Origin of the sequence: Marinobacter sp. DUT-3, assembly GCF_050379435.1 — a bacterium.
Taxonomy (GTDB): Bacteria; Pseudomonadota; Gammaproteobacteria; order Pseudomonadales; family Oleiphilaceae; genus Marinobacter.
On the sequence record NZ_JBNRMG010000003.1, the window covers coordinates 58,320 to 84,907 of the forward strand.

At 58.7% G+C, this 26,588-nt stretch carries 26 protein-coding genes; 17 read left to right on the forward strand and 9 right to left on the reverse strand.

The features are described 5' to 3' along the window. Positions 1-16 precede the first annotated feature (16 nt). The 3 genes from ACQUWM_RS05585 to ACQUWM_RS05595 form a co-directional block, all read right to left on the reverse strand. Positions 17-916: a haloalkane dehalogenase gene (locus ACQUWM_RS05585; RefSeq protein ID WP_407000013.1), complete on the reverse strand. Its 900-nt coding sequence runs from the start codon at positions 914-916 to the stop codon at positions 17-19. Between the two features lie 124 nt (positions 917-1,040). After that, a complete protein-coding gene (locus ACQUWM_RS05590; RefSeq protein WP_428921477.1) occupies positions 1,041-1,289 on the reverse strand; it encodes a hypothetical protein in 249 nt (82 codons plus the stop codon). Positions 1,290-1,409: 120 nt separating this feature from the next. Then, positions 1,410-1,754, reverse strand: coding sequence for a hypothetical protein (locus ACQUWM_RS05595; RefSeq protein ID WP_428921478.1), 345 nt, complete (start codon positions 1,752-1,754; stop codon positions 1,410-1,412). A 125-nt stretch (positions 1,755-1,879) separates the two neighbouring features. Between ACQUWM_RS05595 and ACQUWM_RS05600 the strand changes: the two genes are divergently transcribed. Both ACQUWM_RS05600 and ACQUWM_RS05605 read left to right on the forward strand, forming a co-directional pair. After that, positions 1,880-2,956: an AI-2E family transporter gene (locus ACQUWM_RS05600; protein ID WP_407000007.1), complete on the forward strand. Its 1,077-nt coding sequence runs from the start codon at positions 1,880-1,882 to the stop codon at positions 2,954-2,956. Positions 2,957-3,098: 142 nt separating this feature from the next. Beyond that, on the forward strand, positions 3,099-3,518 hold the full coding sequence (locus tag ACQUWM_RS05605) for a peptidoglycan-binding protein (protein WP_428921479.1): 420 nt from the start codon (positions 3,099-3,101) through the stop codon (positions 3,516-3,518). Positions 3,519-3,589: 71 nt separating this feature from the next. Here the strand turns inward: ACQUWM_RS05605 and ilvD are convergent, their stop codons facing one another. Beyond that, positions 3,590-5,425, reverse strand: coding sequence for a dihydroxy-acid dehydratase (gene ilvD / locus ACQUWM_RS05610; RefSeq protein ID WP_407000003.1), 1,836 nt, complete (start codon positions 5,423-5,425; stop codon positions 3,590-3,592). Between the two features lie 172 nt (positions 5,426-5,597). On the opposite strand from ilvD, the gene ACQUWM_RS05615 reads away from it, so the two are divergent. Beyond that, entirely contained in the window at positions 5,598-6,854 is a 1,257-nt protein-coding gene (locus ACQUWM_RS05615; RefSeq protein ID WP_428921480.1) for an HDOD domain-containing protein, read from the forward strand. Between the two features lie 49 nt (positions 6,855-6,903). Further along, entirely contained in the window at positions 6,904-7,482 is a 579-nt protein-coding gene (locus ACQUWM_RS05620; RefSeq protein WP_428921481.1) for an LON peptidase substrate-binding domain-containing protein, read from the forward strand. A gap of 9 nt (positions 7,483-7,491) precedes the next feature. Here the strand turns inward: ACQUWM_RS05620 and ACQUWM_RS05625 are convergent, their stop codons facing one another. Genes ACQUWM_RS05625 through ACQUWM_RS05635 form a run of 3 tightly spaced genes read right to left on the reverse strand, consistent with a single transcriptional unit; the run spans position 7,492 to position 10,957 of the window. Beyond that, entirely contained in the window at positions 7,492-8,946 is a 1,455-nt protein-coding gene (locus tag ACQUWM_RS05625) for a bifunctional DedA family/phosphatase PAP2 family protein (RefSeq protein ID WP_428921482.1), read from the reverse strand. A 2-nt stretch (positions 8,947-8,948) separates the two neighbouring features. Beyond that, positions 8,949-9,941, reverse strand: a complete 993-nt coding sequence (locus ACQUWM_RS05630) for a GGDEF domain-containing protein (RefSeq protein ID WP_428921483.1) — start codon at positions 9,939-9,941, stop codon at positions 8,949-8,951. Further along, the gene (locus tag ACQUWM_RS05635) at positions 9,938-10,957 is read right to left on the reverse strand and encodes a GGDEF domain-containing protein (protein WP_428921484.1); all 1,020 of its coding nucleotides are present in this window, start codon (positions 10,955-10,957) and stop codon (positions 9,938-9,940) included. The genes ACQUWM_RS05630 and ACQUWM_RS05635 overlap by 4 nt, the downstream gene beginning before the upstream one ends. Before the next feature lie 202 nt (positions 10,958-11,159). On the opposite strand from ACQUWM_RS05635, the gene ACQUWM_RS05640 reads away from it, so the two are divergent. The 11 genes from ACQUWM_RS05640 to lipB all read left to right on the forward strand — a co-directional run bounded on the left by ACQUWM_RS05640 (position 11,160) and on the right by lipB (position 21,189). After that, positions 11,160-12,416 carry a glutamate-5-semialdehyde dehydrogenase gene (locus tag ACQUWM_RS05640; RefSeq protein WP_406999992.1) on the forward strand — a complete coding sequence of 419 codons (1,257 nt, stop codon included), beginning with the start codon at positions 11,160-11,162 and terminating at the stop codon, positions 12,414-12,416. Between the two features lie 6 nt (positions 12,417-12,422). Next, a complete protein-coding gene (gene nadD / locus ACQUWM_RS05645; protein WP_428921485.1) occupies positions 12,423-13,073 on the forward strand; it encodes a nicotinate-nucleotide adenylyltransferase in 651 nt (216 codons plus the stop codon). Between the two features lie 70 nt (positions 13,074-13,143). After that, positions 13,144-13,494 (forward strand): ribosome silencing factor, encoded by a 351-nt coding sequence (gene rsfS, locus ACQUWM_RS05650; RefSeq protein ID WP_406999988.1) that lies wholly within the window; start codon positions 13,144-13,146, stop codon positions 13,492-13,494. A gap of 2 nt (positions 13,495-13,496) precedes the next feature. Further along, the gene (gene rlmH, locus ACQUWM_RS05655; RefSeq protein ID WP_428921486.1) at positions 13,497-13,967 is read left to right on the forward strand and encodes a 23S rRNA (pseudouridine(1915)-N(3))-methyltransferase RlmH; all 471 of its coding nucleotides are present in this window, start codon (positions 13,497-13,499) and stop codon (positions 13,965-13,967) included. Between the two features lie 8 nt (positions 13,968-13,975). After that, positions 13,976-15,868, forward strand: coding sequence for a penicillin-binding protein 2 (mrdA, locus tag ACQUWM_RS05660; RefSeq protein WP_428921487.1), 1,893 nt, complete (start codon positions 13,976-13,978; stop codon positions 15,866-15,868). After that, positions 15,868-17,004, forward strand: a complete 1,137-nt coding sequence (rodA, locus tag ACQUWM_RS05665; RefSeq protein WP_428921809.1) for a rod shape-determining protein RodA — start codon at positions 15,868-15,870, stop codon at positions 17,002-17,004. Before mrdA ends, rodA begins: the two co-directional genes overlap by 1 nt. A 138-nt stretch (positions 17,005-17,142) precedes the next feature. After that, positions 17,143-18,150 carry a lytic murein transglycosylase B gene (gene mltB, locus ACQUWM_RS05670; RefSeq protein WP_428921488.1) on the forward strand — a complete coding sequence of 336 codons (1,008 nt, stop codon included), beginning with the start codon at positions 17,143-17,145 and terminating at the stop codon, positions 18,148-18,150. Then, a complete protein-coding gene (locus tag ACQUWM_RS05675; RefSeq protein ID WP_428921810.1) occupies positions 18,147-19,040 on the forward strand; it encodes a septal ring lytic transglycosylase RlpA family protein in 894 nt (297 codons plus the stop codon). The genes mltB and ACQUWM_RS05675 overlap by 4 nt, the downstream gene beginning before the upstream one ends. Before the next feature lie 38 nt (positions 19,041-19,078). After that, positions 19,079-20,242 (forward strand): D-alanyl-D-alanine carboxypeptidase family protein, encoded by a 1,164-nt coding sequence (locus ACQUWM_RS05680; protein WP_428921489.1) that lies wholly within the window; start codon positions 19,079-19,081, stop codon positions 20,240-20,242. A 34-nt stretch (positions 20,243-20,276) separates the two neighbouring features. After that, positions 20,277-20,546 carry an HP0495 family protein gene (locus ACQUWM_RS05685; RefSeq protein WP_406986151.1) on the forward strand — a complete coding sequence of 90 codons (270 nt, stop codon included), beginning with the start codon at positions 20,277-20,279 and terminating at the stop codon, positions 20,544-20,546. A 4-nt stretch (positions 20,547-20,550) separates the two neighbouring features. After that, a complete protein-coding gene (gene lipB / locus ACQUWM_RS05690) occupies positions 20,551-21,189 on the forward strand; it encodes a lipoyl(octanoyl) transferase LipB (RefSeq protein ID WP_406999978.1) in 639 nt (212 codons plus the stop codon). A 15-nt stretch (positions 21,190-21,204) separates the two neighbouring features. Here lipB and ACQUWM_RS05695 read toward each other — a convergent pair whose 3' ends face one another. Next, positions 21,205-22,296: a GGDEF domain-containing protein gene (locus ACQUWM_RS05695; protein ID WP_406999976.1), complete on the reverse strand. Its 1,092-nt coding sequence runs from the start codon at positions 22,294-22,296 to the stop codon at positions 21,205-21,207. A gap of 262 nt (positions 22,297-22,558) precedes the next feature. Here ACQUWM_RS05695 and ACQUWM_RS05700 point away from each other — a divergent pair, with 262 nt between their 5' ends. Then, a complete protein-coding gene (locus ACQUWM_RS05700; protein ID WP_406999974.1) occupies positions 22,559-24,013 on the forward strand; it encodes an ABC1 kinase family protein in 1,455 nt (484 codons plus the stop codon). Here ACQUWM_RS05700 and ACQUWM_RS05705 read toward each other — a convergent pair. Next, positions 23,944-24,396, reverse strand: a complete 453-nt coding sequence (locus ACQUWM_RS05705; protein ID WP_406986162.1) for a YqaA family protein — start codon at positions 24,394-24,396, stop codon at positions 23,944-23,946. The genes ACQUWM_RS05700 and ACQUWM_RS05705 overlap by 70 nt on opposite strands. Before the next feature lie 46 nt (positions 24,397-24,442). On the opposite strand from ACQUWM_RS05705, the gene ACQUWM_RS05710 reads away from it, so the two are divergent. Then, positions 24,443-26,569 (forward strand): methyl-accepting chemotaxis protein, encoded by a 2,127-nt coding sequence (locus ACQUWM_RS05710; protein ID WP_428921490.1) that lies wholly within the window; start codon positions 24,443-24,445, stop codon positions 26,567-26,569. Positions 26,570-26,588: the final 19 nt, after the last annotated feature.

The following is a 26,588-nucleotide window of genomic DNA, read 5'->3' on the forward strand; positions in this document are numbered from 1 at the left end:
TTCGGAGCTGGTGGCGTCAGGCCGCCAGCGCAGATTTGAGGGCATCGTTGATGATGCGTGCAAAATCATCCGGGGAGTCTTCCTGAAGGAAGTGGCCGCCCCTGAGTGTAATGTGAGGCTGGCCATAGGCTCCGGGGATGCGTCGTTGCATGTACCGGTCACCGCCCCGGGTGATGGGGTCGCCGCTGCTGAAACAGGTAATGAATGGTTTCCGCCACTTCTCCAGGACTTTCCAGGCGGCCTTGTTGGGTTCGCTGGCCGGATCATCCGGTGAGACCGGTACCAGTTTGGGAAATGCCCTGGCCCCGGCCTTGTACTCGGGGCCGGGGAACGGCGCCTCGTACGCCGCCAGCTCAGCCCGGCTGAGAGCACGTTCCGTGCCCAGTTGCACGATGCGTCCTACCGGGAACCAGGGGCTGTGGGTGGCAAAGGCTTTCCATAGCGTAAAGACCGGGGGGATGCGGGTTTCACCCGTGGGCAGCATGCCGTTGCCAACGATGATCCGCTGGAACCGGTGTGGATTTTCCGCCGCCAGGCGTAGTCCCAGCAGGGATCCCCAATTCTGGCAAACCAGTGTGATGTTGGTCAGTTCCAGGGATTCCAGCCAGCGGGTCAGCCAGTCAATATGACGCTGGTAACTGTAGTCGCCCACATTGGCAGGTTTGTCAGACTTGCCGAACCCAATCAGGTCGGGGGCCAGAACCCGGTGTCCCGCAGATGCGACAATCGGGATCATGTGGCGATACAGGTACGACCAGGACGGCTCACCATGAAGCATGAGCACAGGCGAGGCGGTTGCCGGTCCTTCATCAACGAAATGCATTCTCAGGCCTGGTTCCACGTCCAGGTAGTGAGGTGCAAAAGGGTAGTCCGGAAGGCCGTCGAAACGGGCCTCATCGGTTCTCAGAATACGCATGCCATCGACTGTCCTGACTGAGTGGTTGCGTGGCTGTGGTGATTGCAGCCTAAACTTCATTCAGGATAAATCAGATGGGAAATTTGTGTGTTTGGTTTAGGTAACAGAGCGTTGTCTGATTGAATCAGGATGCAAGACCGAACAGCGTTTCCGGATTGTCGAACGCCGTCAGGGCGTCGTCACAGCAGTTGACAGCCCCGCAATCGTCGGCAGAGCAAAGGCCGATGGTCTGGCACTGGAAATCCTGGAAGCGCTCGCTGTCGTTTCGGAATATGCGGGCGCGGGGCAATGTCGAATGGCAATGGCCGCAAAGCAATGTGGGAACGGCGCTCCCTTCGGCCGCTACCGCGCGGTAATGTTCTGGTTTACTCATCATAGACCTCCTCAGTCTTCCTAACAGTAAGGGCCCTGTGTGACATTTCAACGACCGGGGCGCCTTGTGTAACTGATGGAAAGTACGTACACAACTCCCTGAATGTTCACTTTTCCGGATTCAACTGTCGGCGTCGGGAGTCGGTCGGCGATTGGAGCGCTTGTCGTCCCAGTCCAGCTCTTTCGGGTTATACCAGCCAATCCGGTCCAGCACCTTGTCCCGGGTCGCGGGGGACAGGGTCGGCCAAAGCTCGTGAAACTCGTCCAGGCCCTGGTCCCGCTGTTTCAGTTGCTTGCTTTGCAGGCGACGAATAATGCGGGGCAATTGCAATGCCTCGCCCAGTTGGCCTGGCACCCACACGTCCTGCCCCATCACTTTGCGACGATGGGTTCGGGCGGCCAGCACCTTATGCAGAGCGGTGGCAGCATCGAGGGCTGTTTCAGTCGTAAACTCTTCGTGATCCAAGGCTTGACCTGTTTTATTACTGATCAATAACCCACCACTATACCCTGAAAAAGCCTGCACTGGCCACGGGCCGTGTTAGGCTATGGCCCAGCTATCGGAACCACAGCTCAGAGGATGCTCAATCGATGTACGGAAAACTGGAAACACGGACTTTTCTGGCGATGCTGGTGGGGGTATCCCTGGCATTTATCTGGTTGATGAAGCCATTCTTCGGCCCGATCTTCTGGGCGGTGGCTATTGCCCTGATCTTCTACCCGGTGCGGGAAGCGTTGTCGCGGAAAATGGGGGATCGCCCCAATGTGATTGCGCTGCTCACGCTGTTCATCTGCCTGATCATCGTTGTTATCCCGGTCATCATTCTGCTGACGTCCCTGATCGCGGAAGGGCTGGGGTTGTACCAGAAAATCCAGAGTGGTGAGATCCAGCCAGGCGAGTACCTTGATAAGGTCAACCAGTCGTTTCCGGCTATAGAGGCTTTCCTTGCGCAATTCAATATTGATTTCAGCGAACTCAGGGATCGCGCTGTTAACGCCTTTCTCGGAGGCAGTCAGTTCCTGGCCAAGCAGGCCCTGGGTGTTGGTCAGAATACCTTCCAGTTTTTTCTCGGACTGGCGCTGATGGTGTACCTGGCATTTTTCCTGATCCGGGATGGCAACAAGCTGGTGGAGTTGATGATTCGCGCTCTGCCACTGGGGGACGAGCGGGAGCGCCTGTTGTTTGCCAAGTTCGCGGAGGTCACCCGGGCCACGGTGAAAGGTAACCTGCTGATCGCTATTATTCAGGGGGCTCTCGGGGGGCTGATTTTCTGGATACTGGGCATCACCGGGGCTCTGTTATGGGGTGTGGTGATGGCGATTGTTTCATTAATACCCGCAATTGGCGCCTCCCTGGTATGGGTGCCAGTTGCGATTTACCTGACAGCCGTCGGGGACGTGGTTCCAGCCATTATCCTGGCTGCCTATGGCGCCATTGTGATCGGCCTGGCCGATAACGTTTTACGCCCCATTTTCGTGGGGCGTGATACCAAACTGCCGGACTATATCGTGCTGCTATCGACCCTGGGCGGTATTGTTATGTTTGGCATCAACGGGTTTGTGATGGGGCCGCTGGTTGCGGCACTGTTCATGGCGTTCTGGGGGATCTTTATCCGGGAGTTTAGTGAGGCTTCGGTGGTGGCCGGAAGTGAGGAAACAGGCCAGTAATCGGGAAAGCGTGACCGGGGTCGGGGCCGCATTCAAAGGAATTGTGTTACGCTCCCCACCACATGCCCCCTGCGGGGATAGGCTCAATACGATAAGAAGAATGAGTATCGTCATGATACCAGAAGATTTTCAGGAGAAATTGATGCGTATAAAAACAACGAACCATCGTCCGTTGGCCGCTGCCATTATCACTGCGGCGTTGACCATCGCAGCAGTACCCGCTGCGCTTGCTAACGAGACTGTGGCCCTCAAAAATGCCCTCTATGGGGCCGGTTACGACGTGAGCAACGTCAGCGGTACTATGGACGATACGACTCGTTCGGAACTGCGAGCTTTTCAGCGTGACCAGGGGCTGACAGTGAGTGGAGAACTGGATGAGGCCACCAAGTCCGCACTGGGGATGGTGCCGATGGAAGTGGCGGCCAATGCCGCGCCTGCGTCTGGTAGCGCCAATGCTGCTACGGCTGACACTGGAGAATCCCGGGCCTCTGAGGCCAGGTCGGAGTCTGAGCAGGAAGACGCTGTTGAGGAAGACGATGACGGTGGCTGGTCACTGTTCTGACCCTGATTCCGTAACGAAAAAAGCCCGCTCAGGTAGAACCTGGGCGGGCTTTTTTGTGGGCCAGCCGTGGCTTAGTCGAGCTTGTCGAGATCCCGGACGGCGCCTTTGTCGGCACTGGTGGCCAGCAGGGCATAGGCTTTCAGTGCCGCAGAAACCTTGCGGTCACGGGGGAGCTCGGGTTTCCAGCCCTTGTCGTCGCGCTCAGCGCGCCGGCGATCCAGTTCCCGTTGGTCAATTTCCACGTTGATGCTCCGGTTCGGGATATCAATGCGGATGAGGTCGCCATTTTCAATCAGGCCAATGGCGCCGCCCGCCGCTGCTTCTGGCGAGGCGTGACCGATGGACAGGCCGGAAGTGCCACCAGAGAAACGACCATCGGTCAGCAGGGCGCATTCCTTGCCCAGGCCTTTCGATTTCAGGTAGCTGGTAGGGTAGAGCATTTCCTGCATGCCGGGACCACCACGGGGGCCCTCGTAACGGATGATCACGACTTCGTGGGGCTTGACCTCGTCGCTGAGGATGCCGGCCACGGCGGAGTCCTGGCTTTCGAAAACCCGGGCCTTGCCTTCAAAGACATAGATACTTTCATCCACCCCGGCGGTTTTGACCACGCAACCATCCATGGCAATGTTGCCGTACAGAACCGCGAGGCCGCCCTCAGACGAGTAGGCGTGCTCAACGGAGCGGATGCAGCCGCTCTCCCGGTCACCGTCCAGTGACGGCCAGCGGGTGTTCTGGCTGAACGCGGTCTGGGTGGGAATGCCAGCGGGCCCGGCCTTGTAGAATTCCACCACTTCCGCGGGCGGCTTGCGCATGATGTCCCAGGTTTCCAGGGCTTCGCGCATGGTTTTGCTATGCACCGTCGGCAGGTCGGTGTTGATCAGTCCGCCACGTTCAAGCTCACCGAGGATGCCCATAATCCCGCCAGCGCGGTGGACGTCTTCCATGTGGTATTTGGGTGAGTTGGGCGCCACCTTGCAAAGCTGCGGTACCCGGCGGGAGAGCTGATCGATTTCGTTCAGTGTGAACGGAACGCCGCCTTCCTGAGCCGCCGCCAGCAGGTGCAGGATGGTATTGGTGGAGCCACCCATGGCGATGTCCATCACCATGGCGTTCTCAAAGGCGGCCATGGAGGCGATGCTCAGGGGCAACACGCTGGCGTCGTCTTCTTCGTAATAGCGCCGCGCGTTCTCTACAATCTGGCGACCGGCGTTGAGGAACAGCTGTTCACGGTCGGCGTGGGTGGCCAGCATCGACCCGTTGCCCGGGAGTGCCAGGCCGATGGCTTCGGTCAGACAGTTCATGGAGTTGGCCGTGAACATGCCAGAGCAGGATCCGCAGGTAGGGCAGGCACTGCGCTCGTATTCAGCGACTGTTTCGTCATCCGCGTTGGGGTCCGCAGCGATGACCATGGCATCCACCAGATCCAGTTTATGCTCGGACAGTTTGGTTTTACCGGCTTCCATGGGGCCGCCGGAGACAAAAATGGTGGGGATATTCAGCCGCATGGCGGCCATCAGCATGCCGGGTGTGATCTTGTCGCAGTTGGAGATGCAAACCAGGGCGTCAGCACAGTGTGCGTTGACCATGTATTCCACGGAATCGGCAATGATTTCCCGGGACGGCAGCGAGTACAGCATGCCGTCATGCCCCATGGCGATGCCGTCGTCCACGGCGATGGTATTGAATTCCTTGGCAACGCCGCCCGCGGCTTCGATTTCACGGCAAACCAGTTGGCCCAGATCCTTGAGGTGAACATGCCCCGGCACAAACTGGGTAAATGAGTTGGCAACCGCAATGATGGGCTTGCCGAAATCTTCGTTTTTCATGCCGGTGGCGCGCCAGAGCGCACGGGCACCGGCCATGTTACGGCCTGCGGTGGATGTCCGCGAACGATACTGAGGCATGGGGTTCTGGTCTCTCTATTGTTGCCTGTGACGGGGTTTGGGAACACAGAGGATACCAGATTCGACCCTGATCGCATGGTTGTTTTGCGGGTCCGTGTTTACAATGAGTAACAGTAGGGGCGAAACGTCGCCTGAGGCGACGGGCGAGTCAACGTGGAAGGGGAGAGTGTCTATGGCGGTCAGAGAAAGCCTGTCACTGCGTCGTCTCAAGCAGTTTCAGCCTCTTAACCGGCTGACCGATGAACAGTTGGTTGTACTTGCCAGCCGCGCCGAAAGGCGTGTACACGGGGCCGGGCAACGAGTGGTCGAACGGGGTGTCCGGGATGGGATGGACCTGTTCCTGGTGGAGGGGGCGGTTGAGCTGGAGTCGGCGGATGGCCGCAAGTCGACCATTGAGGCCGACAGTGACAAGGCGCTCAATCCCATCGCACGTTTGCAACCGAGAATTTACGATGTGACGGCGACCCAGGCCTGTGAATTTCTGGCGGTGGAGCAGGAAATCCTTAATCAGTTGCTGCGCTCGGCACCGGTTCAGCAGGTCGAGATCGAATCCTCAGCGGGATCCGAGAGCGGTGAAAGCGAGGAACATCACCTGCTGATGGAGTTCTATTCCGAACTGCGTTCCAATCAGTTGAGTGTGCCGAGCGTGCCGGATGTGGCCTGGAAGGTGCGGCGGCTTGTTGAGCGGGAAGATTCCAACGCAGAGCAGGTGGCGCAGGCGATATCCGCGGATCCCGCCATGGCCGCCAAACTGGTGCGGGCGAGCAATAGTCCCCTGTACCGTGGGTTCACCGATGTCCGCAATGTTCGGGAGGCAGTAGTGCGCCTTGGCATGCGCACTACCCGTCAGCTGGTTACGGTCTTTGCCATGCGGGAGGTGTTCAAGACTCGCCAGGCGGCTCTGCAGAAGGAAATGGACCGGCTCTGGCGTCACTCCCGGGAAGTGGCGGCCCTGTGTTGGGTGCTGGCGGACGGTGCTACCCGGCTCAATCCCGAGGAAGCTTTGCTGGCGGGGCTGCTACACGATATCGGGGTGGTTCCGGTATTGGTGCAGGCGGAGCATCACGTCAACCTGTTTGCGGATCCGGCCAACCTGAGCCACGCTATCGCCGAGCTGAGGGCGGATATCGGCACCGCCATGCTGGAGAGCTGGTCGTTCCCCGCGCCTTTTGTCGAGGCCGTGCGTCACGCCGAGGACTGGGGGTATGAAAGCCGCCAACCGGAGCCGCAGCTGGTAGACGTGGTGATCGTCGCTCAGTTGCACTCAATGATCGGTTCCAGTCAGAATGCGAACCTTCCCCGGTTTGACGAGGTACCAGCCTACCGCAGGCTGGGTGAACTTGAATTGAATGCTTCCCGTAGCTTGCAGCTGCTGACAGAAGCGCGCGCCAGGGTGGACGAGGTTCACAGGCTGCTGTCAATTCACTGAGGTTATGTAATGGTTAATTCGGATTCGACTGACAGGTGACCGGCCCCAGATGAATGTACCCCTGTTTCCGCTCAACTCCATCGTCCTGCCCAAGGGGCGGATTCCCCTGCAGCTGTTCGAGCCGCGTTATATCGATATGCTGACCCGATGCCTCAAGGAGGACCGGGGCTTTGTCATCGTGATGCTTCGAGAAGGCCTGGAAACAGCCAAAGAGGCAGCCTTTTACGATATCGGTACTTATGTGCGGATCATTGATTTTCAGCAGCTGGATAACGGCTTGTTGGGTATTACGGTGGAGGGCCAGGGCAAGGTTTCCGTTATTCGAAGCTGGCAGGAGCCTGATGGGCTGAACCTGGGGGACGTTGAATGCCTGATGGACGAAATTGACTGCGAGGTCCCGGAGCGTTACACCGAACTATCCGCCGTGCTGAAAGCGCTGTTTAGACATCCCGTGATTCGTGATCTGGAAATGGACGTTGACTACAGTGATGCCCGGGATGTCGGGTGGCGTCTGACAGAGCTGTTACCGCTGGACAAGCAGGAAAAGCAGCGGTTGGTGGAATTGCAGGATCCGATAGAACGACTAGGCAGGTTACAGTCACTGCTTGAGGCGCTGGAGCAGGGCTGAGTGACGCGTCTAGAGCCCGGTCGACCGGTAGAAGAGCATGGCTTGCGGCCATTGGTGCCAGACATAGGCGGCGGTGAAGGCGATCCAGGCAACGATCGCCCCAAGCAGTGAGACATCCGGCGCCAGTGGTACCCGGTCATAACGACTGTAACTGGCGCGAATGTAGCCGGTAATGGCCAACCCAAGAAACAATCCCCCGATAACATCCGTGAACCAGTGCACGCCAAGATACAGTCGGCTGAAAGCCACCAGTACAACGGGCAGGCTGAATGCCAGATAGGTGCGCCAGCGGCGGCGGTGTCGGGTTTCCCGGGCGACAAAATTGGCTGACAGCATGCACAGTACCGTTATGCCGGCGGTATGACCGCTGGGAAAAGCGCCCGATGACGGAGGGGCCAGGACCTCATCCGGCCTTGCTGTCCCGGTAAAGGACTTCAGAAGCCACACCAGCAGGAAGGTAAGCCCTGCAGCGGCGAGAATATGAACAGCCCCGCCATAATAACCCCGGAACAACAGAACAAGAGAGAGGCAGCCCGCCGCGGCAATCAGCACCGGTGCATCGCCGGTCATGGTAAAGAACAGAATGGTCGGGTCGAACAGTGGTTGTCGTAACTGCGAGAACCACGTGGATACGGCGGTGTCGAACGGCTGTAACAGCGTGGTGCCGGTGGCCAGTTGGCTCCAGATCAGGAGCAGCGCCGTCGCCGTAACCGCCAGGGACAGAGAGGGCAGGGGGAACTCGCCCGCCTGGGCGGGGCGTTCACTGGAATAGAGCCGCCAGAACCGATGAGTGGCGTCGTACTTTTCCATTTTGCCGGCCAGCCATTGGTAAAGCCGGCTGCTGTATCCAAGTCCGAGTTGAAAGCGGAAGACGGTCAGGTAGATGACAATCAGCACGCCCATACTGATGGCGATGACCGGATAAAAGTGGGCGGGTGGTTTTATGTCACTGGCCAGTGCGCTGCCCACCAGGTAGCCCGGTATCACATAGACCGGCGCCCAGCCCAGCGCTGAGGTCAGGTTGAACAGCAGGAACCGGCGCCACGGCATCATCAATGCCCCGGCCACCAGGGGAATGACGGGCCGTATCGGGCCAACGAAGCGGCCGATAACCACGCTGACCCCACCGTACCGGTGAAAGAAATACTCACCCTTGTGGATGGCTTTCGGGTAACGGCTCAGGGGCCAGACACGGTCCAGCTTGCCCTGGCAGAGTCTTCCAAGCGCGAAACTGATGCTGTCGCCGAGAATCGCGCCCAGCGCAGCCCACAACAGGGCCTCGCCCAGGGGCATGGCGATCTGTCCGGCCAGAGCGGCGATGGCGAAAATGATGGCCACGCCGGGGATCAGTATACCGGCAATGGCCAGGGATTCGGCGAACGCGGTTGCGAATAGCGCCACGGCCAGCCATTCGGAATGGGAGGTCAGCCAGGTGGCAAGGGAGGTCAGCCAGTCACCGCTCATGATCAGGCGGCGTCTCCCGGCAGAAACCAGATGGAATCCGCGCCGCGTTTGCGGGCTTCCTCCAGGGCGAGGCAGGCGCGTTTGCGCAGCGTGTCCGTGCGGGTGTCACCGGACCCGCGAGTGGTACAGCCCAGGCTGACAGTGGCCTTTCCGACCATAGCCCAGTTATGTTCGGCAATCGTTCTGCGGATGCGCTCGGCAATCACCCTGACGCCCTCTTCCGGTGTAAAGGGCAGGATCAGGAAGAATTCGGACTCATTCAGGGTATAGAGGGTATCTCCGGCACGAATGACCCCGAAAAGATGCTGGGTGACATCCCGGAACAGGGTCTGCATGCCGGGCTTGCCATGCAGGTCCTCCACTTCGTCGGCGTAATCAATGGCCAGTGTAACCACCGATAGCGAATGACCGGTGGCAATGGCACGGCTGATTTCCTTTTGCAGTGTTTCGTCCAGAAAGCGTGCGTTGTGGGCTCCGGTGACCGGGTCGGTAATGGCCAGATCTTCCGCCGACTGGGCCATGTGGTTGTAGTGCCAGATATAAAGTGCGCCGATGGTGATCAGTGCCAGGGCGCCGGTCATCACGGTGATGGTTTCCTGGAACGGCTGCCGGAACAGCAGAAAGGCGGCCAGGGCAATAAATAACAGTAGTGACAGAATAAGCCCCTGGCGCAGGGGCAGGATCAACAGGTTGAGAAGGATCAGGGGCATGCTCCAGTGGCTGATCCCCGGCGTACTCATGGTGTACATGGCGGCGATCAGCCCGCAGTTCAGAGCGGTCAGTATCGCCAGGTGTCCAGGGGCAGACAACTGATGGCGGCGGCACACAAAGGTGTAACCGGCCCCCGCGAGGGTCAGTAACGCCATGCCCGCTGCCAGGTAAAAAAGGCTATAGAATCCGTAACGAAGGTTCTGGAAGGCCAGGCTGGCTATGAACAGGGTGGCCAGACAATAACCGGCGAGATGGGTGTAGGTTCTCAGGCGTGTCTCGGTCATGCCGCGGGGCCCTCCGCATCGGCTTCCCTGTTGGGAGGTGAAGAATGGGACCAGGTGCTGTAGGACTGGGCGCGATTGCCGCCCTGCTGCTGGGCCCGGCGCAGGGCATTGGCGGCGGACTGCTGCAGGCTGTCGGCGTTGTCTCCGATGTTGAGGCCGGCAATGCCGGCGCTGACGGTTAATTCCAGGCCGTGGGAAACCAGCAGGGCCCGCAGCCCGTTGCGAATCACCTCGGCCCGGTTGGAGGCATCGGAAGTGGCAATGCCGGGCAGGATAACCAGGAACTGCAGGTCCGCGACACGATAATAGGTGTCAAAATCCCGCAGTTGCGAGTGCAGGTAGCGTCCGATACGGGGCAATATGGAGCGGATGTCTGCATCCGGATCGGTATCGCTCAGGTGGGTATCCAGCCCGAGCATGATGATGGACATGTCCGTGCCTTCCCGTTCGCTGCGCTGAATTTCCTTGTGCAGGTCGGCGGACAGATACTCGCGGCTGGCGGCCTGGGTCAGTTCATCGGTACGGCGCAGTGGCGCCAGCTGGCGGGATTTATACTCACGCAGGAACACCAGGATTGCAGCCAGCATGATCGTCAGCAGAAAGGCACTGATCATCTGGTGGCGTTCCGGCAGGCCGGCGGACCATTGGGTTGCGATCATCGCCAGCAGTGCACAGACCAGGGTTGTGACCGTGGCCCAGGGTAGGGGCAGAAGCGCAAAAGCGAGAAGGGGGGCGGCATACAGCCAGTGCACAAGACTCCACGGGCCGGCCCACAGGCTTGTGGCCAGCAAGGCCAGGAGCGTACCAAGAACCAGTCGGTTAATCGTTGGCCAGGGGGCGCGTGAACGATGAGGATGAAAGGCGCTACCGGTAAACACCAGTGCCGTTGCGGCCAGGGCAGTAAGTGCTGTGAGGTGGTCACCGTTTACGGCGGAGAGTATGGCGATGGCAGCCAATACAATGAAGCCGGCTCTCGACAGGCGACTCAACAGGAATTTTTCGGCCATCTGGGCCATAGTATCCATCCTCTCCCGGACATCCGTTTGTGTCAGCATAACGCAGGTAGCATTGAATAGCCTGCGTCCGTCGTCTGTCATTCAATGCCGAACAGGCTGTTCGGCAGCGGTATAATAATCGTTTGGGGTGCGTACTTGAAACGGGAAAGGTAAAGTTAGGGCCTTATTTGTGAATTCAGCTATTAACACCGAAGGTAATCGAATGGATATTGCAGCTTACATGGCTGAAGTGGGTCAGCAGGCACGTTCCGCGGCTACTGTTGTGGCGCGCTCGACCACGGCCGTGCGTAACCGGGCCCTGCTGGCAACCGCCGAGGCGCTGGATTCCGCCCGCAGTGAGCTGGCGGAAGCAAATGCGCGGGACCTGTCACAGGGGCGTGAGAGCGGGCTTGATGCGGCCATGCTGGATCGCCTTGAACTGACCCCGCAGCGGATCGATACCATGATTGAAGGGTTGAAGCAGGTCGCCTCGTTACCGGACCCCATTGGTGCGATTACCGATATGACATACCGCCCATCGGGCATCCAGGTTGGCAAGATGCGGGTGCCGTTGGGGGTGATTGGCATCATTTATGAGTCGCGTCCCAATGTAACCGTGGAAGCGGCCAGTCTGTGCCTGAAATCGGGAAACGCCACCATTCTTCGTGGCGGATCCGAATCCATCCACTCCAACCAGGCCATTGCCCGATGTCTGGCCAAGGGGTTGGCTGAAGCCGGGCTGCCGGAAACCTCGGTACAGGTCATCAAGACCACGGATCGTGCCGCCGTGGGTGAGCTGATTACCATGCCTGCATATGTGGATGTCATCGTACCCCGTGGTGGCAAGGGGCTTATCGAGCGCATCAGCCGCGATGCCCGGGTGCCGGTGATCAAACACCTGGACGGGGTCTGTCACGTATATATTGACAGTCATGCGGACCCGGAAAAGGCGCTGAACGTTGCCGTGAACGCAAAAACCCACCGGTACGGCACCTGTAATACCATGGAAACCCTGCTGGTGGATGCCGAGATCGCCGAAGACATGCTGCCATTGTTGGCGGACGCTTTTGTGGACAAGGGCGTCGAATTGCGGGGCTGTGAGCGTTCCCGCGCTATTGTGTCGTCCATGGCTGCAGCAACCGAGGCGGACTGGGAAGAGGAATACCTTGCTCCGATTCTGGCTGTCAGGGTGGTGGATGGTCTGGAAGCTGCCATTGCCCATATCAATCGATACAGCTCGCAGCATACCGACAGTATCATTACGGAAAACTACACCCGGGCGCGACGCTTCATTACCGAAGTAGACTCCAGTTCGGTGATGGTCAACGCTTCGACCCGTTTTGCTGACGGCTTTGAGTATGGTCTGGGCGCCGAAATCGGTATTTCCACCGACAAGATCCATGCCCGCGGGCCCGTCGGGCTGGAGGGGCTGACGTCCCAGAAGTACGTGGTGTTTGGTGACGGCCACATCCGGACCTGATTGCTTATGCATGTCATATACGGCGGAACGTTTGATCCCATTCATCATGGTCACCTCAGGCTCGCGATTGAGCTGAAGGAGCGCCTGGGGGTGTCGGAAGTGTCGTTGGTGCCATGCCATATCCCGCCGCACCGCGGCTCGACGGATGCCAGCAGCGCTCAGCGCCTGGACTTGCTGCGACTGGCGGTCGCCGATGAGCCCGGGCTGGTTGTCGATGATCGTGAGTTGGCACGGTCGGGGGCTTCCTACACCGCTGATACCTTGCGCCAGCTGCGTGAGCAACTGGGGGAGCATGAGCCGCTGGTCATGGTGGTGGGTACGGACGCGTTCGCAGGATTCGATCGCTGGCGGGAGTGGGAGAAGATTCCGCAACTGGCCCATGTGGTTGTCGTGAAACGCCCTGGGCCTGCGCTGGAACCGCTGGGCGTGCCGGCGAAACTGCTGCAGGAACGCGGGGTCTCAAGCGCCGATCAACTTCACAGCGCTCCCGGCGGATACTGTCTGGAGCTGGATCCGCCCCTTCTGGACATCTCCGCCACCGGTATCCGTGAAAGAATCCTGTCTGGCCGCTCGCCCCGGTATTTGTTGCCGGATCCGGTCTGGCAGGAAATTCGCCGTCTCGGGCTATACGGTGCCTGCCCTGACGAGAACTTTTAATGCTACAATCGCTTTTGAACATGACTTTTCGGGTGGCCGCCCTCGCCGCCATCCGTCCAACAGGGTGATTATGCAGGCTGAGCAACTGAAAGATCTGGTGATAGGTGCACTTGGTGAAGTAAAGGCACAGGATGTGAGCGTGATTGATGTTCGGGATCGTACCAGCGTGACGGATTACATGGTGCTGGCTTCGGGAACATCCAATCGTCATTTGAAATCACTGGCGGATTCCGTGATTGCGGAAGCGAAAGAGCAGGGAGTTCGCGCCAGTAATGTGGAAGGCAGCAACGTCAGCGACTGGATTCTCGTGGATCTGGGGGATGTTGTTGTGCATGTGATGATGCCAGCCACCCGCGAATTCTACGATCTTGAGCGCCTTTGGCGCGATGCTCCGGATCTGGGTGTTGCGGGTAGCGAATAACCATGCGATTGCGCCTGATCTGCGTGGGGCAGAAAATGCCCGACTGGGTCAGCCAGGGATACACTGATTACGCCCGCCGAATGCCGCCGGAGCTGCCATTGGAACTGGTAGAGATTCCCATGGCCCATCGCGGCAAGAATCCGGACATTGCCCGGCTGATGCAAAAGGAAAGCGATGCGATCCTCGCTGCCGCAGGGCCCAGGGATCGCGTGGTCGCTCTGGAAGTGGGCGGCCGCCCCTGGTCAACGGAAAAGCTCGCCAGCCAGCTGGAAAACTGGCAGCAGGACGGGCGTGACGTCAGCTTCCTGGTCGGTGGTCCGGATGGGCTTGCTGAAACCTGTCGACAGCGGGCAGACCAGCTCTGGTCCCTGTCGCCCCTGACGCTCCCGCACCCTCTGGTGAGAATCCTGTTGGCTGAGCAGTTGTATCGTGCCTGGTCAATCACCCGCAACCATCCGTATCATCGGGCGTAGGACGCATCATGCCCTGGGGAGAATTCAAAGACGTAGCCGCCGAGCGGCGCCTGTTCCAGCGACGTACGCTGGTCATGGTATGCGTCGTGTTTGTTATGTTGGGGCTACTTGTAGCCAGGATGTACCAGCTCCAGATCGTTGAGCATGACGTGTACACCACCCTCTCCGACAAGAACCGGGTCCAGGTCCAGTCGGTTGCCCCTCCCCGTGGTCTGGTCTATGACCGCAATGATGAGTTGCTCGCCGAGAACCGCCCGGTGTTCGGCGTGACCCTGGTGCCTGAGCGTGTTGACGGTATGGAAGAAACGCTGGCCAAGCTCGAAGCGCTTCTCGATATTTCCGAAGAGGACGTGGAGCGATTTCAGCGTCGCCTGCGGGAACCCCGTCGACCGTTTCAGCCACTCCCCCTGCGCTACGACCTTAATGAAGAGGAAATTGCCAGCCTTGCGGTTCATCGCCATGAGTTGCCAGGCGTGGAAGTGTCTGCGGAACTTGTCCGGTACTATCCCCACAGTGAGCTGACCGCCCACGCCCTGGGTTTTGTGGGTCGGATCAACCGGGAGGAGCTGCAGCGTATTGATCCGGTTAATTACGCTGGCACCAACTACATCGGTAAATCCGGCATTGAGCGATTCTATGAGGCGCTGCTGCATGGTCACGTGGGCTACCAGCATGTGGAGACCAACGCCCGGGGACGAACGCTGAGGGTACTGGAGCGACAGAACCCGGTCCCGGGAGAAGATATCCAGTTGCATCTTGATCTCCGACTACAGCGCCTGGCCCACGAATTATTGGACGGCCGGCGAGGCGCCATTGTTGCGATTGAACCGGATACCGGCGGCCTGCTGGCTCTTGCCAGTGTCCCCGGGTTTGATGCCAATCAGTTTGTAACCGGCATCAGTGTGGCGAACTACCGGGCCCTGAGCACTGATATCGACAAGCCGCTGTTCAACCGTGCATTGCGCGGACAATACCCTCCGGGGTCCACCCTGAAGCCCATGCTGGCGGTGGCGGCCCTGGACAGTGGTGCAACCACGCGGGACAAAACCATCTGGGATCCCGGTTATTTCCAACTGAACTCCGGCGGGCGTCGCTACCGTGACTGGAAGCGTTCAGGTCATGGCTGGGTCGACCTGACCGATGCTGTGGCGGAGTCCTGCGATATCTACTTTTATGAGATCGCCGTTGAGATGGGCGTGGACACCATGTACGAATACCTTGCCCACTTCGGATTTGGCGAAGACGCGACTCTGGATGTCTCCGGTGCGTTGAGTGGCCTGTTGCCATCCCGTGACTGGAAGCGGGCGGTGAAGAACGAGCCCTGGTATCCGGGGGATTCGGTCAACATGGGGATTGGTCAGGGGTTTATGCTGGCGACTCCGTTGCAACTGGCGACAGCGACTTCGCTGATTGCGAACCGTGGCCGCTGGGTGGAACCGAGACTGCTGAAAAGCATCAAGGGAGATCGCTCCGCCGATGAGTTCCTCCCCCAGGGGGCTCATGACCCTCTGACGCTAAAGAATGCAGACGACTGGGAGTTCGTGGTTGATGCCATGGCGGAGGTCATGCACGGAACCAAGGGTACTGCCCGTGGAGCCGCACGGGGCGCGCCGTATCGCATGGCGGGCAAGACCGGGACAGCACAGGTGTTCAGTCTGGCTGAAGATGAAGAGTACGAGGAAGAAGACGTCCGTGAGCGTCTGCGTGATCACGCCCTGTTTGTGGGTTTTGCCCCGGTTGATGATCCCGAGATCGCCGTTGCGGTGATCGTCGAGAATGGCGGTAGCGGCAGTGGTACCGCCGCACCAGTGGCAAGAGCCATGTTTGATGCCTGGCTGCTTGGATTCCCCGAGGAAGGTAAGGCGCTGGTGACGGGCACCACCGACGAGGTAACTGAATGATGCTGGGTAAAGGCCTGCAGTCGTCGCATCACCCGCTGTCCAGACCGCGAAGCCTGTGGTCTGCGTTTCATATTGACCCTATCCTGCTGGCCCTGCTTTTGCTCCTGATTGGCGGGGGGCTGGTGGTCCTGTACAGCGGTGCCGACCGCAACATCGAAGTCGTCAAGGCCCAGGGGATTCGCATGGGCATCGCCCTTGTGGTCATGCTGGTATTTGCCCAGCTGGACCCGGCCGTATTCCGGCGGTGGGCCCCCTGGTTGTACCTGGCTGGCCTTGCGGGCCTGGTTGCGGTCCTGCTGGCGGGGGTTGGTGCCAAGGGGGCGCAGCGTTGGCTGGCTATTCCGGGGCTGCCTCGTTTCCAGCCCTCGGAACTGATGAAGCTTGTGGTGCCGATGATGGCGGCCTGGTACCTGTCGCGTCATTTCCTGCCGCCGTCGTTGTCGCGAGTGGGGGTTTCCCTGTTGATTGTATTGGCGCCGATGGCCATGATCATTCTCCAGCCGGATCTGGGGACCTCGCTGCTGGTGGGTACCGCGGGGCTGTTTGTGGTGTTTTTTGCCGGTATGAGCTGGCGCCTGATCGCAGCGTTTGTAGCGATGGTCTCGGTGGCCGCGCCACTGATGTGGTTCTTTGTCATGCGTGATTACCAGAAGCAGCGGGTGCTGACCCTGCTGGATCCACAAAGCGATCCACTCGGCGCGGGCTGGAACATCATCCAGTCGAAAACCGCGATTGGCTCCGGTGGGGTTGACGGTAAGGGCTGGCTGCAGGGTACCCAGTCCCATCTTGAGTTCCTGCCGGAAAGCCACACCGATTTTATCGTTGCGGTGTTGGCTGAGGAATTCGGTTTCATCGGCATGCTGGTGCTGATGGCTGTCTATCTGTTGATTATACTTCGGTGCCTTTACATAGCGGCTACAGCCCAGGACTCATTCAGTCGGCTGCTCGCCGGAGCACTGACCATGACATTTTTTATCTACATCTTCGTTAACGTGGGGATGGTCAGCGGGCTGTTACCGGTGGTGGGCGTTCCGCTGCCACTGGTCAGCTATGGCGGGACCTCGAGTGTCACCCTGATGGCTGCCTTTGGTGTGTTGATGTCGATCCACACTCACCGACGAATGATCAGCGCCTGACCATGGACGGCGGGTAATGGTCCGCCGCTTGCGCTCCATGGTAATGTAGCCCCGGTTTTCAGCAAGCTGGCGAAGAAGCGGGGTCCGGTGTGCCGGGATCCCGGAATTGCTTTTCGGCCATTAACTCACAGGTAAGTAATGACAGCTGTCCGTTTTCCAGGTTTTATCCGCCTCGTACCTGTCCTGTTCGGGGTGCTCGCTTCTTTCGCCCATGCAGGGGGGTACGAGGCCACGCCGGAAGGCCGGCAGCTGATCGAGGAGATGGTTGCGAAGTATGGTTTTGACCAGGTCAGGGTAGAATCCCTGCTGGCCGACGCAACGCGCATCGATAAAATTCTCGAATCCATCAGCCGTCCGGCAGAGAAGACTCTGACCTGGGGGGAGTACCGGCAAATTTTTCTCAAGCCGGACAGGATCAAGCGTGGCCTGGCGTTTCTTGAGGAGTATGAAGAGGTCTTCGCCCGGGCGGAATCCCGGTTCGGTGTGCCCGCTACGATCATTGCGGCCATTATCGGCGTGGAAACCTGGTACGGCAACTACACCGGAAACTACCGTGTCATGGACGCGCTGGCGACCCTGGCCTTCGACTATCCTCCCCGCAGCCGTTTTTTCCGCAGTGAGCTGGTTCAATACCTGCTGATGACGCGGGAGCAGGGGTTTGATCCCCTTGCCGTCAAAGGCTCCTATGCCGGCGCCATGGGCTATGGACAGTTTATTTCCAGCAGTTATCGCAACTTTGCCATCGACTTTGATGATGACGGTATTGCAGACATTCTGACCAACCCGGTGGACGCCATCGGCAGTGTCGCCAATTATTTCAGCAAGCACCACTGGCGCGAAGGTGAGCCGGTTGCAGAGCGCCTGGAAAGTGACCTGCCAGAGGGTTCCCCGCTGTTGACGCGGGAACTCAAGCCGCGGCTGACGGTCAGTGATTATCGCGATGCGGGACTGGAACCCAGGCAAGAGGTGGAAGGGGGTGCAGCTGCCCGGGCGATCCTGTTACAGGGGGCCAAAGGACCGGAGTTATGGCTGACATACCATAACTTTTACGTGATAACCCGCTACAATCACAGTCATCTGTACGCCCTGGCGGTCAAGCAGCTGGCTGATGAACTGGACAAACACAGGAATCCTGACCAGTGGTGATCAATTTTCCGTTTTCGTTGCCGTTCCTGATCGCTGCGGCGCTGGTGTTGTCAGGCTGTGCATCTTCACCCGCACCGGAGAAGGATCATTCCTCCCGGTACACCATTTCACAGGATCGCGCACCCGCTGGCAACTTTGATGTGTCAGATCTTGGGGACGCAACGCCGCGATACGAGGCGCCCCGCTCTGCGGGCAACAAATCCTCCTACACGGTGTGGGGCAAGCAATACAGTGTTATGGCCAGTAATGACGGATACGTCGAGCGGGGCATTGCCAGTTGGTACGGCGAAAAGTTCCATGGCCATAAAACCTCCAATGGCGAGGTTTTTGATATGTATGAAATGTCAGCGGCCCATAAAAGCCTGAGAATTCCTGGCTACGCCCGGGTGACCAACCTGGACAACGGTCGTTCGGTGATTGTCCGTGTGAATGATCGGGGGCCATTTCATGGCGATCGGCTGATTGACTTGTCTTATGCAGCGGCGAAGAAGCTCGGCTATCAGGGAAAAGGCACTGCCCGGGTTGAAGTGGCCGCCATTACGGTCAGGAAAGACGGTACCATGACGCTGGCTGGCCGGCCATACTCTGGCGGCGGGGAGGCGGTCCCGGTAGAAGCAGTGGCGGAGCGTTCCGAAACCGATGGCGGCGCGTCGGCACTGTTTGTGCAGTTGGGCTCCTTTAGCAGCCGGAATCCTGCAGAAGCTCTGCTGGGCAAGGTCAAAAGTGTTATCGAGAACCCAATGCGGGTAAGGGAGGTGGATACGGTGTCCGGGCGTTTCCATCGTGTGCAGGTAGGCCCCTTCAGCACCCCGGATGAAGCCCGAAAAGCCCAGGCGAGGCTTGAAAACCAGGGATTTGGCCAGACCATATTGCTGACCGATTCCCACTAAAAAAGAATCAATACACTTAACGACGAATGAACGAACCCATGGCGACTAATCCTGTTTTCCGCGCTTTAACCGCAGTTCTGCTTCTGGTGTTGATCCCCCTGGGATCGGCCCACGCCCAGACAGTACTGATTCCCTCGCCTCCGCAAGTGGCGGGCAGCTCCTACATCCTGATGGACCCCTTGAGTGGTAGGGTCATCATGGATGAGAACAGCAACGAACGCCTGCCGCCGGCCAGTCTGACCAAGATGATGACCGCCTACATCGTTGAGCGCGAGCTGGACGAAGGCCGTATCTCCATGTCGGATATGGTTCCGATCAGTGTCAATGCCTGGCGCACGGAAGGCTCGCGCACCTTTGTTCAGGAGGGAACCGAGGTCTCGGTGGAAAAACTGCTCAAGGGCGTGATTATTCAATCGGGAAATGATGCCTCGGTTGCGCTGGCGGAGTTCATTGCCGGCAGTGAAAGTGCATTCGTTGACATCATGAACCAGCAGGCCCAACTGCTGGGCATGAAAGATACCAACTTTGAGAATGCCACCGGCCTGCCATCACCGGACCATTTCTCCACCGCCTACGATCTGGCGCTGCTGGCGATGGCGATCATCAATGATTACCCCGAGAATTACCCGCTGTACGCTGAGAAGCACTTCACTTACAACAACATCCGACAACCCAATCGCAACAGCCTGCTTTGGCGTGATGACAGTGTTGATGGTCTTAAAACCGGGCACACCGAAGAAGCCGGATACTGTCTGGTGGCTTCGGCCAAGCGCAATGGTACCCGGCTGATTGCCGTTGTGATGGGAACAGACAGTACGGCAGCCAGGGCCCAGGAAATCCAGAAGATGCTGAACTATGGCTTCCGGTACTATGAAAGCGAGACGCTGTTTGGCGCCGGTCAGGAATTGATCGAGGCACGGATCTGGGGCGGTCGTGAAGATGAACTGTCGGTTGGTGTCACTGAAGAAGTTAATGTCACCATTCCCCGCGGTTCCCGTGACTCACTGGAATCCACCGTGGACCTTGATTCTGTCATTAAGGCACCCATCAAGGTGGGGGATGAGCTTGGCCGTGTGCAGGTCAAACTGGGCGATGATGTGATCGTGGACCAGCCTGTACTGGCACTCAGCGACGTGCCCGAGGGCGGGCTGTTCAAGCGTCTGTGGGATGCCATCAAGCTCTTTTTTGTTCAGTTGTTCTAGTGACAACCACTGACGTCTTCGGGAGTAAGCCGGCATGAGTGAGCCGAAAGCACCTAAAATTGAGTTTCCCTGTGACTATGTCATCAAAGTGATTGGCAATTCGGCGCCGGATTTTACCGAATTCGTGGTTGAGGTCGTGGAGCAGCATGCGCCAGGTATCACCGATGCTGATGTTTCCGTCAATAAGAGCAGTGGTGGCCGTTTCTCTTCAGTGCAGCTGAAGATAGTGGCCACTGGCGAAGCCCAGCTCAAGGCGTTGTTTGAAGACCTGAAGGCCAGTGGCCGGGTCCATATGGTGCTCTGAGCCAATGTCGAAGCTGATCGTACGCACCCTGGGAGAGCAGCCATATCAGGAAACCTGGGAGGCGATGAAAACCTTCACCGCTGATCGCGATGACTCGGTCGCGGACGAACTCTGGTGCCTTGAGCACCCGAGGGTCTATACACAGGGCCAGGCAGGCAAAGCTGAACACATCCTGGCGCCCGGAGATATCCCCGTGATTCAGGTGGACAGGGGCGGGCAGGTTACTTATCACGGGCCTGGTCAGCTGGTTATCTACCTGCTGATCAACCTGCCTCGCCACAAGCTGGGTGTGCGGACATTGGTGGATCAGATTGAACAGGGCATTGTCCGTGTGCTGGCGGGCGCGGGGATCGAAGCCGCCCCCAGGCCCGATGCCCCTGGCGTTTATGTGGGTGACGCCAAAATTGCGTCCCTGGGATTGCGGGTCCGTCGTGGGTGCTCGTTCCATGGCCTGGCGCTGAACGTGGACATGGATATGGAGCCGTTCCGCCGTATCAATCCCTGTGGCTACGCCGGTATGCCTATGTGCCAGGTCAGCGACTTTGTTGCCGGTGCGACCGTGGAGGATTTTGCCGTAAAGCTTGCCGGCGAACTGGTTGCAGGGCTCGGCCACGACCATGTCGAGTACCGCTCCGGGTGGTAGAGCAACCGTGCGCGTTTAGTCCGTGAATGCCTCTTCGAACTCACAGACGGTATTTCGTCCCTGGGTTTTTGCCCGGTAAAGCCCCTCGTCCGCTCGCTGCAACAATCTGTCCACGGACTCGTCATCGCGGATAGTGGCAACGCCAACGCTGATGGTTGCTGCAATGGCCTGGCCTTCCGCGGATACGGATTTGCTGCTGACAACCTTGCGGATCCGGTTGGCGGTCTTTACTGCCTCCTCAGTGCCGGTTTCCGGCAGTAGCACCAGATATTCCTCTCCTCCCCACCGTGCCAGGGTATCCACTTTCCGGCATTGTTCTTTCAGCGTCGAGGCCACCAGTACGATCATTTCATCACCAATGTGATGGCCGTAGTTGTCATTAACGCTCTTGAAAAGATCGATATCCATCAGCAGTACCGAGAATACCCGTGAGTTTCGTTGGTAACGCTGGTATTCGTTATCCAGTTGCGACAGCACTTCGCGACGGTTGGCGAGGCCAGTGAGAGCATCGTGCTTGGCGGCATACTCAAATTCCCGCGCCAGTTTCAGGAGGCCCAGTTTACTGCGCCGCCGGCTTTGATCCAGCACATAGCAGGTGGACATCTCAAAGGCGAGCACGGCAATCATGGTCAGGCGGAAACTGGTACTGTAGGGCGCATCAAACACCAGGTCGCCAATCGGGCTGAACAGAACGGCCACGGCTGCGAGCCCGCCAGCGCAGGCAAACACCCCGACCCTGGACTGACTGATGTAGAAAATGATCGGCGGGTAGGCGAACAGCCAGATAATCGCGGAGCCATCCTCGACCGCCTGGACCGCCAGATAGGTGAACAGTGCGGTGATGATGGTGATGAAACCCCGGCGTTGCAGGGTGCTGCTGTGCCTGATCAGGTAGGCAATGCCATTGGCCGCCAGGAGCCCTGCGAATATGATCAGCACCGTTGGTGCGGTGGGGTCTCCGCGCAGGGATGAGCGATACGCGAAGAACACAAGCAGAGGCACGGCGGCAAGTGTCAGCCATCCGATCAGGGTGGGGACGGGAATCTCTCCCTTCACCCGATACTGGGACAGGTCGGTATCCGCGTTGTGTGTGGCTATGTGAGTCATTTTAAGGTCTTGTTGTTCTGGTGTTATTGTTGGGCCTGGAATACCAGGTCCGCAGATTCATACTAGACGGATTCCTGGCTTCAAAGTGTGTAAAAACGTAAAGAGTTGCAATGAATTCATCACTATACGCCTGAGATCCCGGTTGCATTGGCCGCAAGGCCGGGAAAAGACTGGCGAATCAGTGAGGTTTGAGGCAGGCGCTATCCGTATAATGACCGAAGCAGCCTCAGGGCTGAAATGCAATGAACCGGGCGGATGATTGATGGTATCCAAAAAACGAGGAACTTCTGTTTCACGTATCAAGACCGGAAGCTTCGAACGCCGTTTGACGCTGACCCGGGCAGGGCTGTTTGCCGGCACCCGGATGGCGTCTCACATGGCAACGAACTGGTTCAGTAGCCGTGACAAGCGGGACCAGCGCCACCGCGCCATGCTGTCCAGTCAGGCCGAGTTTCTGGTGGATGAACTGGGCAAGCTGAAGGGCAGTGTGGTCAAAATCGGCCAGGTTATGGCCCTCTACGGTGAGCATTTTTTGCCTGAGGAAGTAACAGAAGCGCTGCATACCCTGGAGGACCAGACAACCTCCCTCGAGTGGTCTGCCATTGAGCGTGTTCTGAAGGATGAGCTGGGCGCCGACCGGCTGGCACAACTGGATGTCGATCCCGAACCGATCGGGGCGGCGTCACTGGGGCAGGTACACCGTGCGCGACGCAAAAGCGATGGCCTTGAACTGGTGCTGAAAGTCCAGTATCCGGGGGTGGCGGATGCGGTGGACAGTGACCTCAATGCGGTGGCCCAGCTCCTGAAAATCGCGCGGCTGGTTTCTTTTGGACCTGAATTCAACGACTGGCTGGAAGAAGTCCGGGAAATGATGCACCGGGAAGTGGATTATCGGCTGGAAGCCCGTACTACCGAAAAATTCCGCAAGATGCTGGTTGCCGATCCCAGGTTTGTTGTGCCCAGAGTGCTGCAGGAGTTCTCCACTGCCCATGTGATCGCTTCCACCTACGAACACGGCCATTCGGTCAGTTCCGTCGCTGTGCGGGAGTTGCCGCTGGAGCGGCGTTCCGAGCTGGGGATGGCGGCGCTGGAGCTGTTTTTCCGGGAGCTGTTTGTCTGGGGCGAAATCCAGACCGACCCCAATTTCGGTAACTACCGCATTCGTATCGCCGGCGAGCAGGGATCCGATCAGGATTACGACCAGATTGTGCTGCTTGATTTTGGCGCGGTGCAGGCTTATTCGCCGTCGTTCCTCGACCCGGTTATTCAGATGATTCGCGCGTCCTATGAAGGGGACTTGCCAGCGGTTGTCGAAGGGGGCGTGGAACTGCGCTTCATGAGCCGTGATTGGCCAGACGATGTGCTCGACAAGTTTGGCGCTGTCTGTATGTCAGTGCTGGAACCCCTGGCCCGGGACCGAAGCCAGTGGCCGGATTATGCTGTGAATGCCGACGGGGAGTATCGCTGGAAACAGAGCGATCTGCCGTCGCGGGTGGCCCGCCAGGCGGCGCGATCTGCCATCAATCGTTATTTCAGGGTGCCGCCCAAGGAATTTGTGTTCCTGAACCGGAAGCTGATTGGGGTATACACCTTCATCGCGGTGCTGAACGCGGAGTTCAACGGTGAAGAACTGCTGCGGGCCTACCTTTACGGCGACGGTACCGACTCCGAGGGAACCCCGGCGGTTTCCAGAACCAGCCAGAGTACGAAGCCGTAACGGGCGCCCTTGCCAATCGCAACCAGTACCACGAAGTTGATCCAGGGTACGCGCATCACGCCTCCGATGAGGGTGAGCGCGTCGCCTCCCAGCGGTAACCAGCCCAATAGCAGAGACCACTGACCATAGCGGTTGAATCTGTCCCGCGCTTTCTCAAGCTGCTTCTCTGAAACCGGAAACCAGCGTTTATCCTTAAAGCGATCCACCTGCCGGCCGATAACCCCATTAACAACGGAGCCCAGAGTGTTCCCCGCAGTGGCCCAGAACCAGAGCCACCCAAGGGGGTAACCCTGGGTTACCATAGCGCCGAGCATGACTTCGGAATACGCCGGGAGCAGGGTGGCTGCGGCAAAGGCCGTCAGGAATAGGGTCAGGTATGCCAAGTTGTTACCTCGTTTTTTACACCGCCATCGAACAGGTTCCATTGCAATGAAAGAGCTTTCGCTACGCTTCAAACTCTACGCCCTGGTTATTACGCTGCTGCTTGTGATGGGGGTCAGTATCGTGGTGACCGCCCAATTGTCCCTCAGTGACATGGAAGAGCGGATGACCACCGAAACCCGCGATACCGTGCAGGGTATTGTGATGGAGCGCCTTGGTGCAACTGCGGGCAAGTACGGGGAACTGGTCAGCGGCCAGTTTGCGACCGCCTACCGTACGCCGGAAGTGGTTCGCAACGTGATTATCCGCAATATCCAGGCTGACAGTTCCGGAAGGATCAGTCGAGTTGCCTTGCAGGAGACGGTTGGCACGGTGCTGGAGGAACAAAAAAGCCTGAGCTCGGTCTATGCACAGTTTGAGCCGGATGCCTACGACGGGCAGGACCGGTACTTTACTGGTGGTGTGGAAGAGCACAGCAGTGATGAGGGCACCCTGGAAATTTATTTTTATCGCGCGCCCGACGGTGAGGTGGTCTTCAGTCGTACCGAGGATCCCGCCACCAAGTATCTCGACAGCCGCAATGAGTTCGGCATTCGTGAAGCGGAATGGTACCTGTGCTCCAGAGACAGCAAGCAGCCTTGTATCATGGAGCCCTATGAGTATGAGATTGAGGAAGGCTATTCCGAGCTGATGACCAGTCTGGTGGTGCCGATTCTCGATGGCGGAGAGTTCGCAGGGGTAGTCGGTGTTGATATCAATCTCTCGACACTCCAGCAAACCATTCGGGAGGTCAGCAATGAGCTGTACAGTGGCAAATCCCGCGTCACGTTGCTGAGTGATAAGGGGCTGATTGCCGCCTCCAGTCACTACGACAGCCACCTTGGCCGCCCGTTGAGCGAGGCTCTGCCCGAACTGGCGGGCGAGTTCGTTGACTTGCACCAGGGGGAGCGGACCTTTGACGATGGCGAGACCCTTGCCGTGTCCTATCCTGTGGAGATTGACCTGCCGGGCACACAATGGTCCCTGCTGATTGAGCTGCCCCGCGAAGCCGCCCTGGCTGAGGTTTCTGCCATCACCGCCCTGTTGTCCGACGAAGTTGGCGCTACGGCCGCGCGTCAAACCCTGGTGGGCATTGTGGTGTCCGTGCTTGCCATTCTGATTCTGGTGCTGCTGGTTCGTTCTGTTACCCGCCCGCTCAACGAAATTCGTGACCGCATGAAAAATCTGGCCAGTGCCGAGGGGGATCTCACCCGCGAGCTGTCGATTGATACCCACGCCGAGCTGATTGAGCTGGCGGGCGGATTCAACGCATTCCTTGCCCGCCTGCGGGATATGATCAACGACCTCAAGAACGTTAACGGCCAGGTTCGACAGCAGGCGACCGATGTCGGGGGTATTGCGCGGGAGACGGACGGACAGACCGAACGCCAGCATCAGGATATTGAGAGCGTGGTGACCGCCATGAACGAGATGTCGGCGGCTGCCGGAGAAGTGGCCGGGTTTGCCGGGGAGGCGGCGGAGAATGCACGCCAGGCTCAGGACGGGGTGCGCTTTACCCAGGATACTCTCACCACGGCGGTGGATGGTGTCAGCGCCCTGTCCGCGGACATGGATCAGGCCAGTACGGCGATTACCCAGGTGGCCACCCGTAGCGACGACATCAACCGCATTCTGGATGTGATTCGCGGTGTTGCCGAGCAGACCAATCTCCTGGCCCTGAATGCGGCCATAGAAGCGGCCCGCGCAGGTGAGCAGGGGCGTGGCTTTGCGGTGGTGGCGGATGAGGTACGCACACTGGCGTCCCGTACCCGACAGTCCACCGACGAGATCAGTGAGATGATCGAAGGCCTGCAGAGCGATGTGAATGGCGCAGTGTCGGTGATCCGCTCCGGTGTGGACCGTGCAACAACCGCGGTGGACGGTACCCGCGAGGCGGATCATTCCCTGGCCGCCGTGGTCGAACGCATTGGCACCATCGTGGAGCATGTAACCCAGGTGGCGACAGCGGCTGAGGAGCAGAGTTCGGTCAGCGAAGAGATCAACCGGAACCTGACGAAAATCGGGGATGCCGCCAGTGATCTGCGGGTGCTTGCACAGCGGGTGCGTGGTAGTGGTGACGCCCTGGATGAGCAGGTAGAGGTGCTGGATTCCGAGCTGGGGCGTCTGAAAACCTGACGCCGCCACAGGCTTTCCA

Excerpts from the sequence above, each read along its gene's own strand:
- ACQUWM_RS05585 (WP_407000013.1), bottom strand. The coding sequence starts at position 916 with ATGCGTATTCTGAGAACCGATGAGGCCCGTTTCGACGGCCTTCCGGAC.
- ACQUWM_RS05590 (WP_428921477.1), bottom strand. The coding sequence starts at position 1,289 with ATGAGTAAACCAGAACATTACCGCGCGGTAGCGGCCGAAGGGAGCGCC.
- ACQUWM_RS05600 (WP_407000007.1), top strand. The coding sequence starts at position 1,880 with ATGTACGGAAAACTGGAAACACGGACTTTTCTGGCGATGCTGGTGGGG.
- ACQUWM_RS05605 (WP_428921479.1), top strand. The coding sequence starts at position 3,099 with ATGCGTATAAAAACAACGAACCATCGTCCGTTGGCCGCTGCCATTATC.
- ilvD (WP_407000003.1), bottom strand. The coding sequence starts at position 5,425 with ATGCCTCAGTATCGTTCGCGGACATCCACCGCAGGCCGTAACATGGCC.
- ACQUWM_RS05615 (WP_428921480.1), top strand. The coding sequence starts at position 5,598 with ATGGCGGTCAGAGAAAGCCTGTCACTGCGTCGTCTCAAGCAGTTTCAG.
- ACQUWM_RS05620 (WP_428921481.1), top strand. The coding sequence starts at position 6,904 with ATGAATGTACCCCTGTTTCCGCTCAACTCCATCGTCCTGCCCAAGGGG.
- ACQUWM_RS05625 (WP_428921482.1), bottom strand. The coding sequence starts at position 8,946 with ATGAGCGGTGACTGGCTGACCTCCCTTGCCACCTGGCTGACCTCCCAT.
- ACQUWM_RS05630 (WP_428921483.1), bottom strand. The coding sequence starts at position 9,941 with ATGACCGAGACACGCCTGAGAACCTACACCCATCTCGCCGGTTATTGT.
- ACQUWM_RS05635 (WP_428921484.1), bottom strand. The coding sequence starts at position 10,957 with ATGGCCCAGATGGCCGAAAAATTCCTGTTGAGTCGCCTGTCGAGAGCC.
- ACQUWM_RS05640 (WP_406999992.1), top strand. The coding sequence starts at position 11,160 with ATGGATATTGCAGCTTACATGGCTGAAGTGGGTCAGCAGGCACGTTCC.
- nadD (WP_428921485.1), top strand. The coding sequence starts at position 12,423 with ATGCATGTCATATACGGCGGAACGTTTGATCCCATTCATCATGGTCAC.
- rsfS (WP_406999988.1), top strand. The coding sequence starts at position 13,144 with ATGCAGGCTGAGCAACTGAAAGATCTGGTGATAGGTGCACTTGGTGAA.
- rlmH (WP_428921486.1), top strand. The coding sequence starts at position 13,497 with ATGCGATTGCGCCTGATCTGCGTGGGGCAGAAAATGCCCGACTGGGTC.
- mrdA (WP_428921487.1), top strand. The coding sequence starts at position 13,976 with ATGCCCTGGGGAGAATTCAAAGACGTAGCCGCCGAGCGGCGCCTGTTC.
- rodA (WP_428921809.1), top strand. The coding sequence starts at position 15,868 with ATGCTGGGTAAAGGCCTGCAGTCGTCGCATCACCCGCTGTCCAGACCG.
- mltB (WP_428921488.1), top strand. The coding sequence starts at position 17,143 with ATGACAGCTGTCCGTTTTCCAGGTTTTATCCGCCTCGTACCTGTCCTG.
- ACQUWM_RS05680 (WP_428921489.1), top strand. The coding sequence starts at position 19,079 with ATGGCGACTAATCCTGTTTTCCGCGCTTTAACCGCAGTTCTGCTTCTG.
- ACQUWM_RS05685 (WP_406986151.1), top strand. The coding sequence starts at position 20,277 with ATGAGTGAGCCGAAAGCACCTAAAATTGAGTTTCCCTGTGACTATGTC.
- lipB (WP_406999978.1), top strand. The coding sequence starts at position 20,551 with ATGTCGAAGCTGATCGTACGCACCCTGGGAGAGCAGCCATATCAGGAA.
- ACQUWM_RS05695 (WP_406999976.1), bottom strand. The coding sequence starts at position 22,296 with ATGACTCACATAGCCACACACAACGCGGATACCGACCTGTCCCAGTAT.
- ACQUWM_RS05700 (WP_406999974.1), top strand. The coding sequence starts at position 22,559 with ATGGTATCCAAAAAACGAGGAACTTCTGTTTCACGTATCAAGACCGGA.
- ACQUWM_RS05710 (WP_428921490.1), top strand. The coding sequence starts at position 24,443 with ATGAAAGAGCTTTCGCTACGCTTCAAACTCTACGCCCTGGTTATTACG.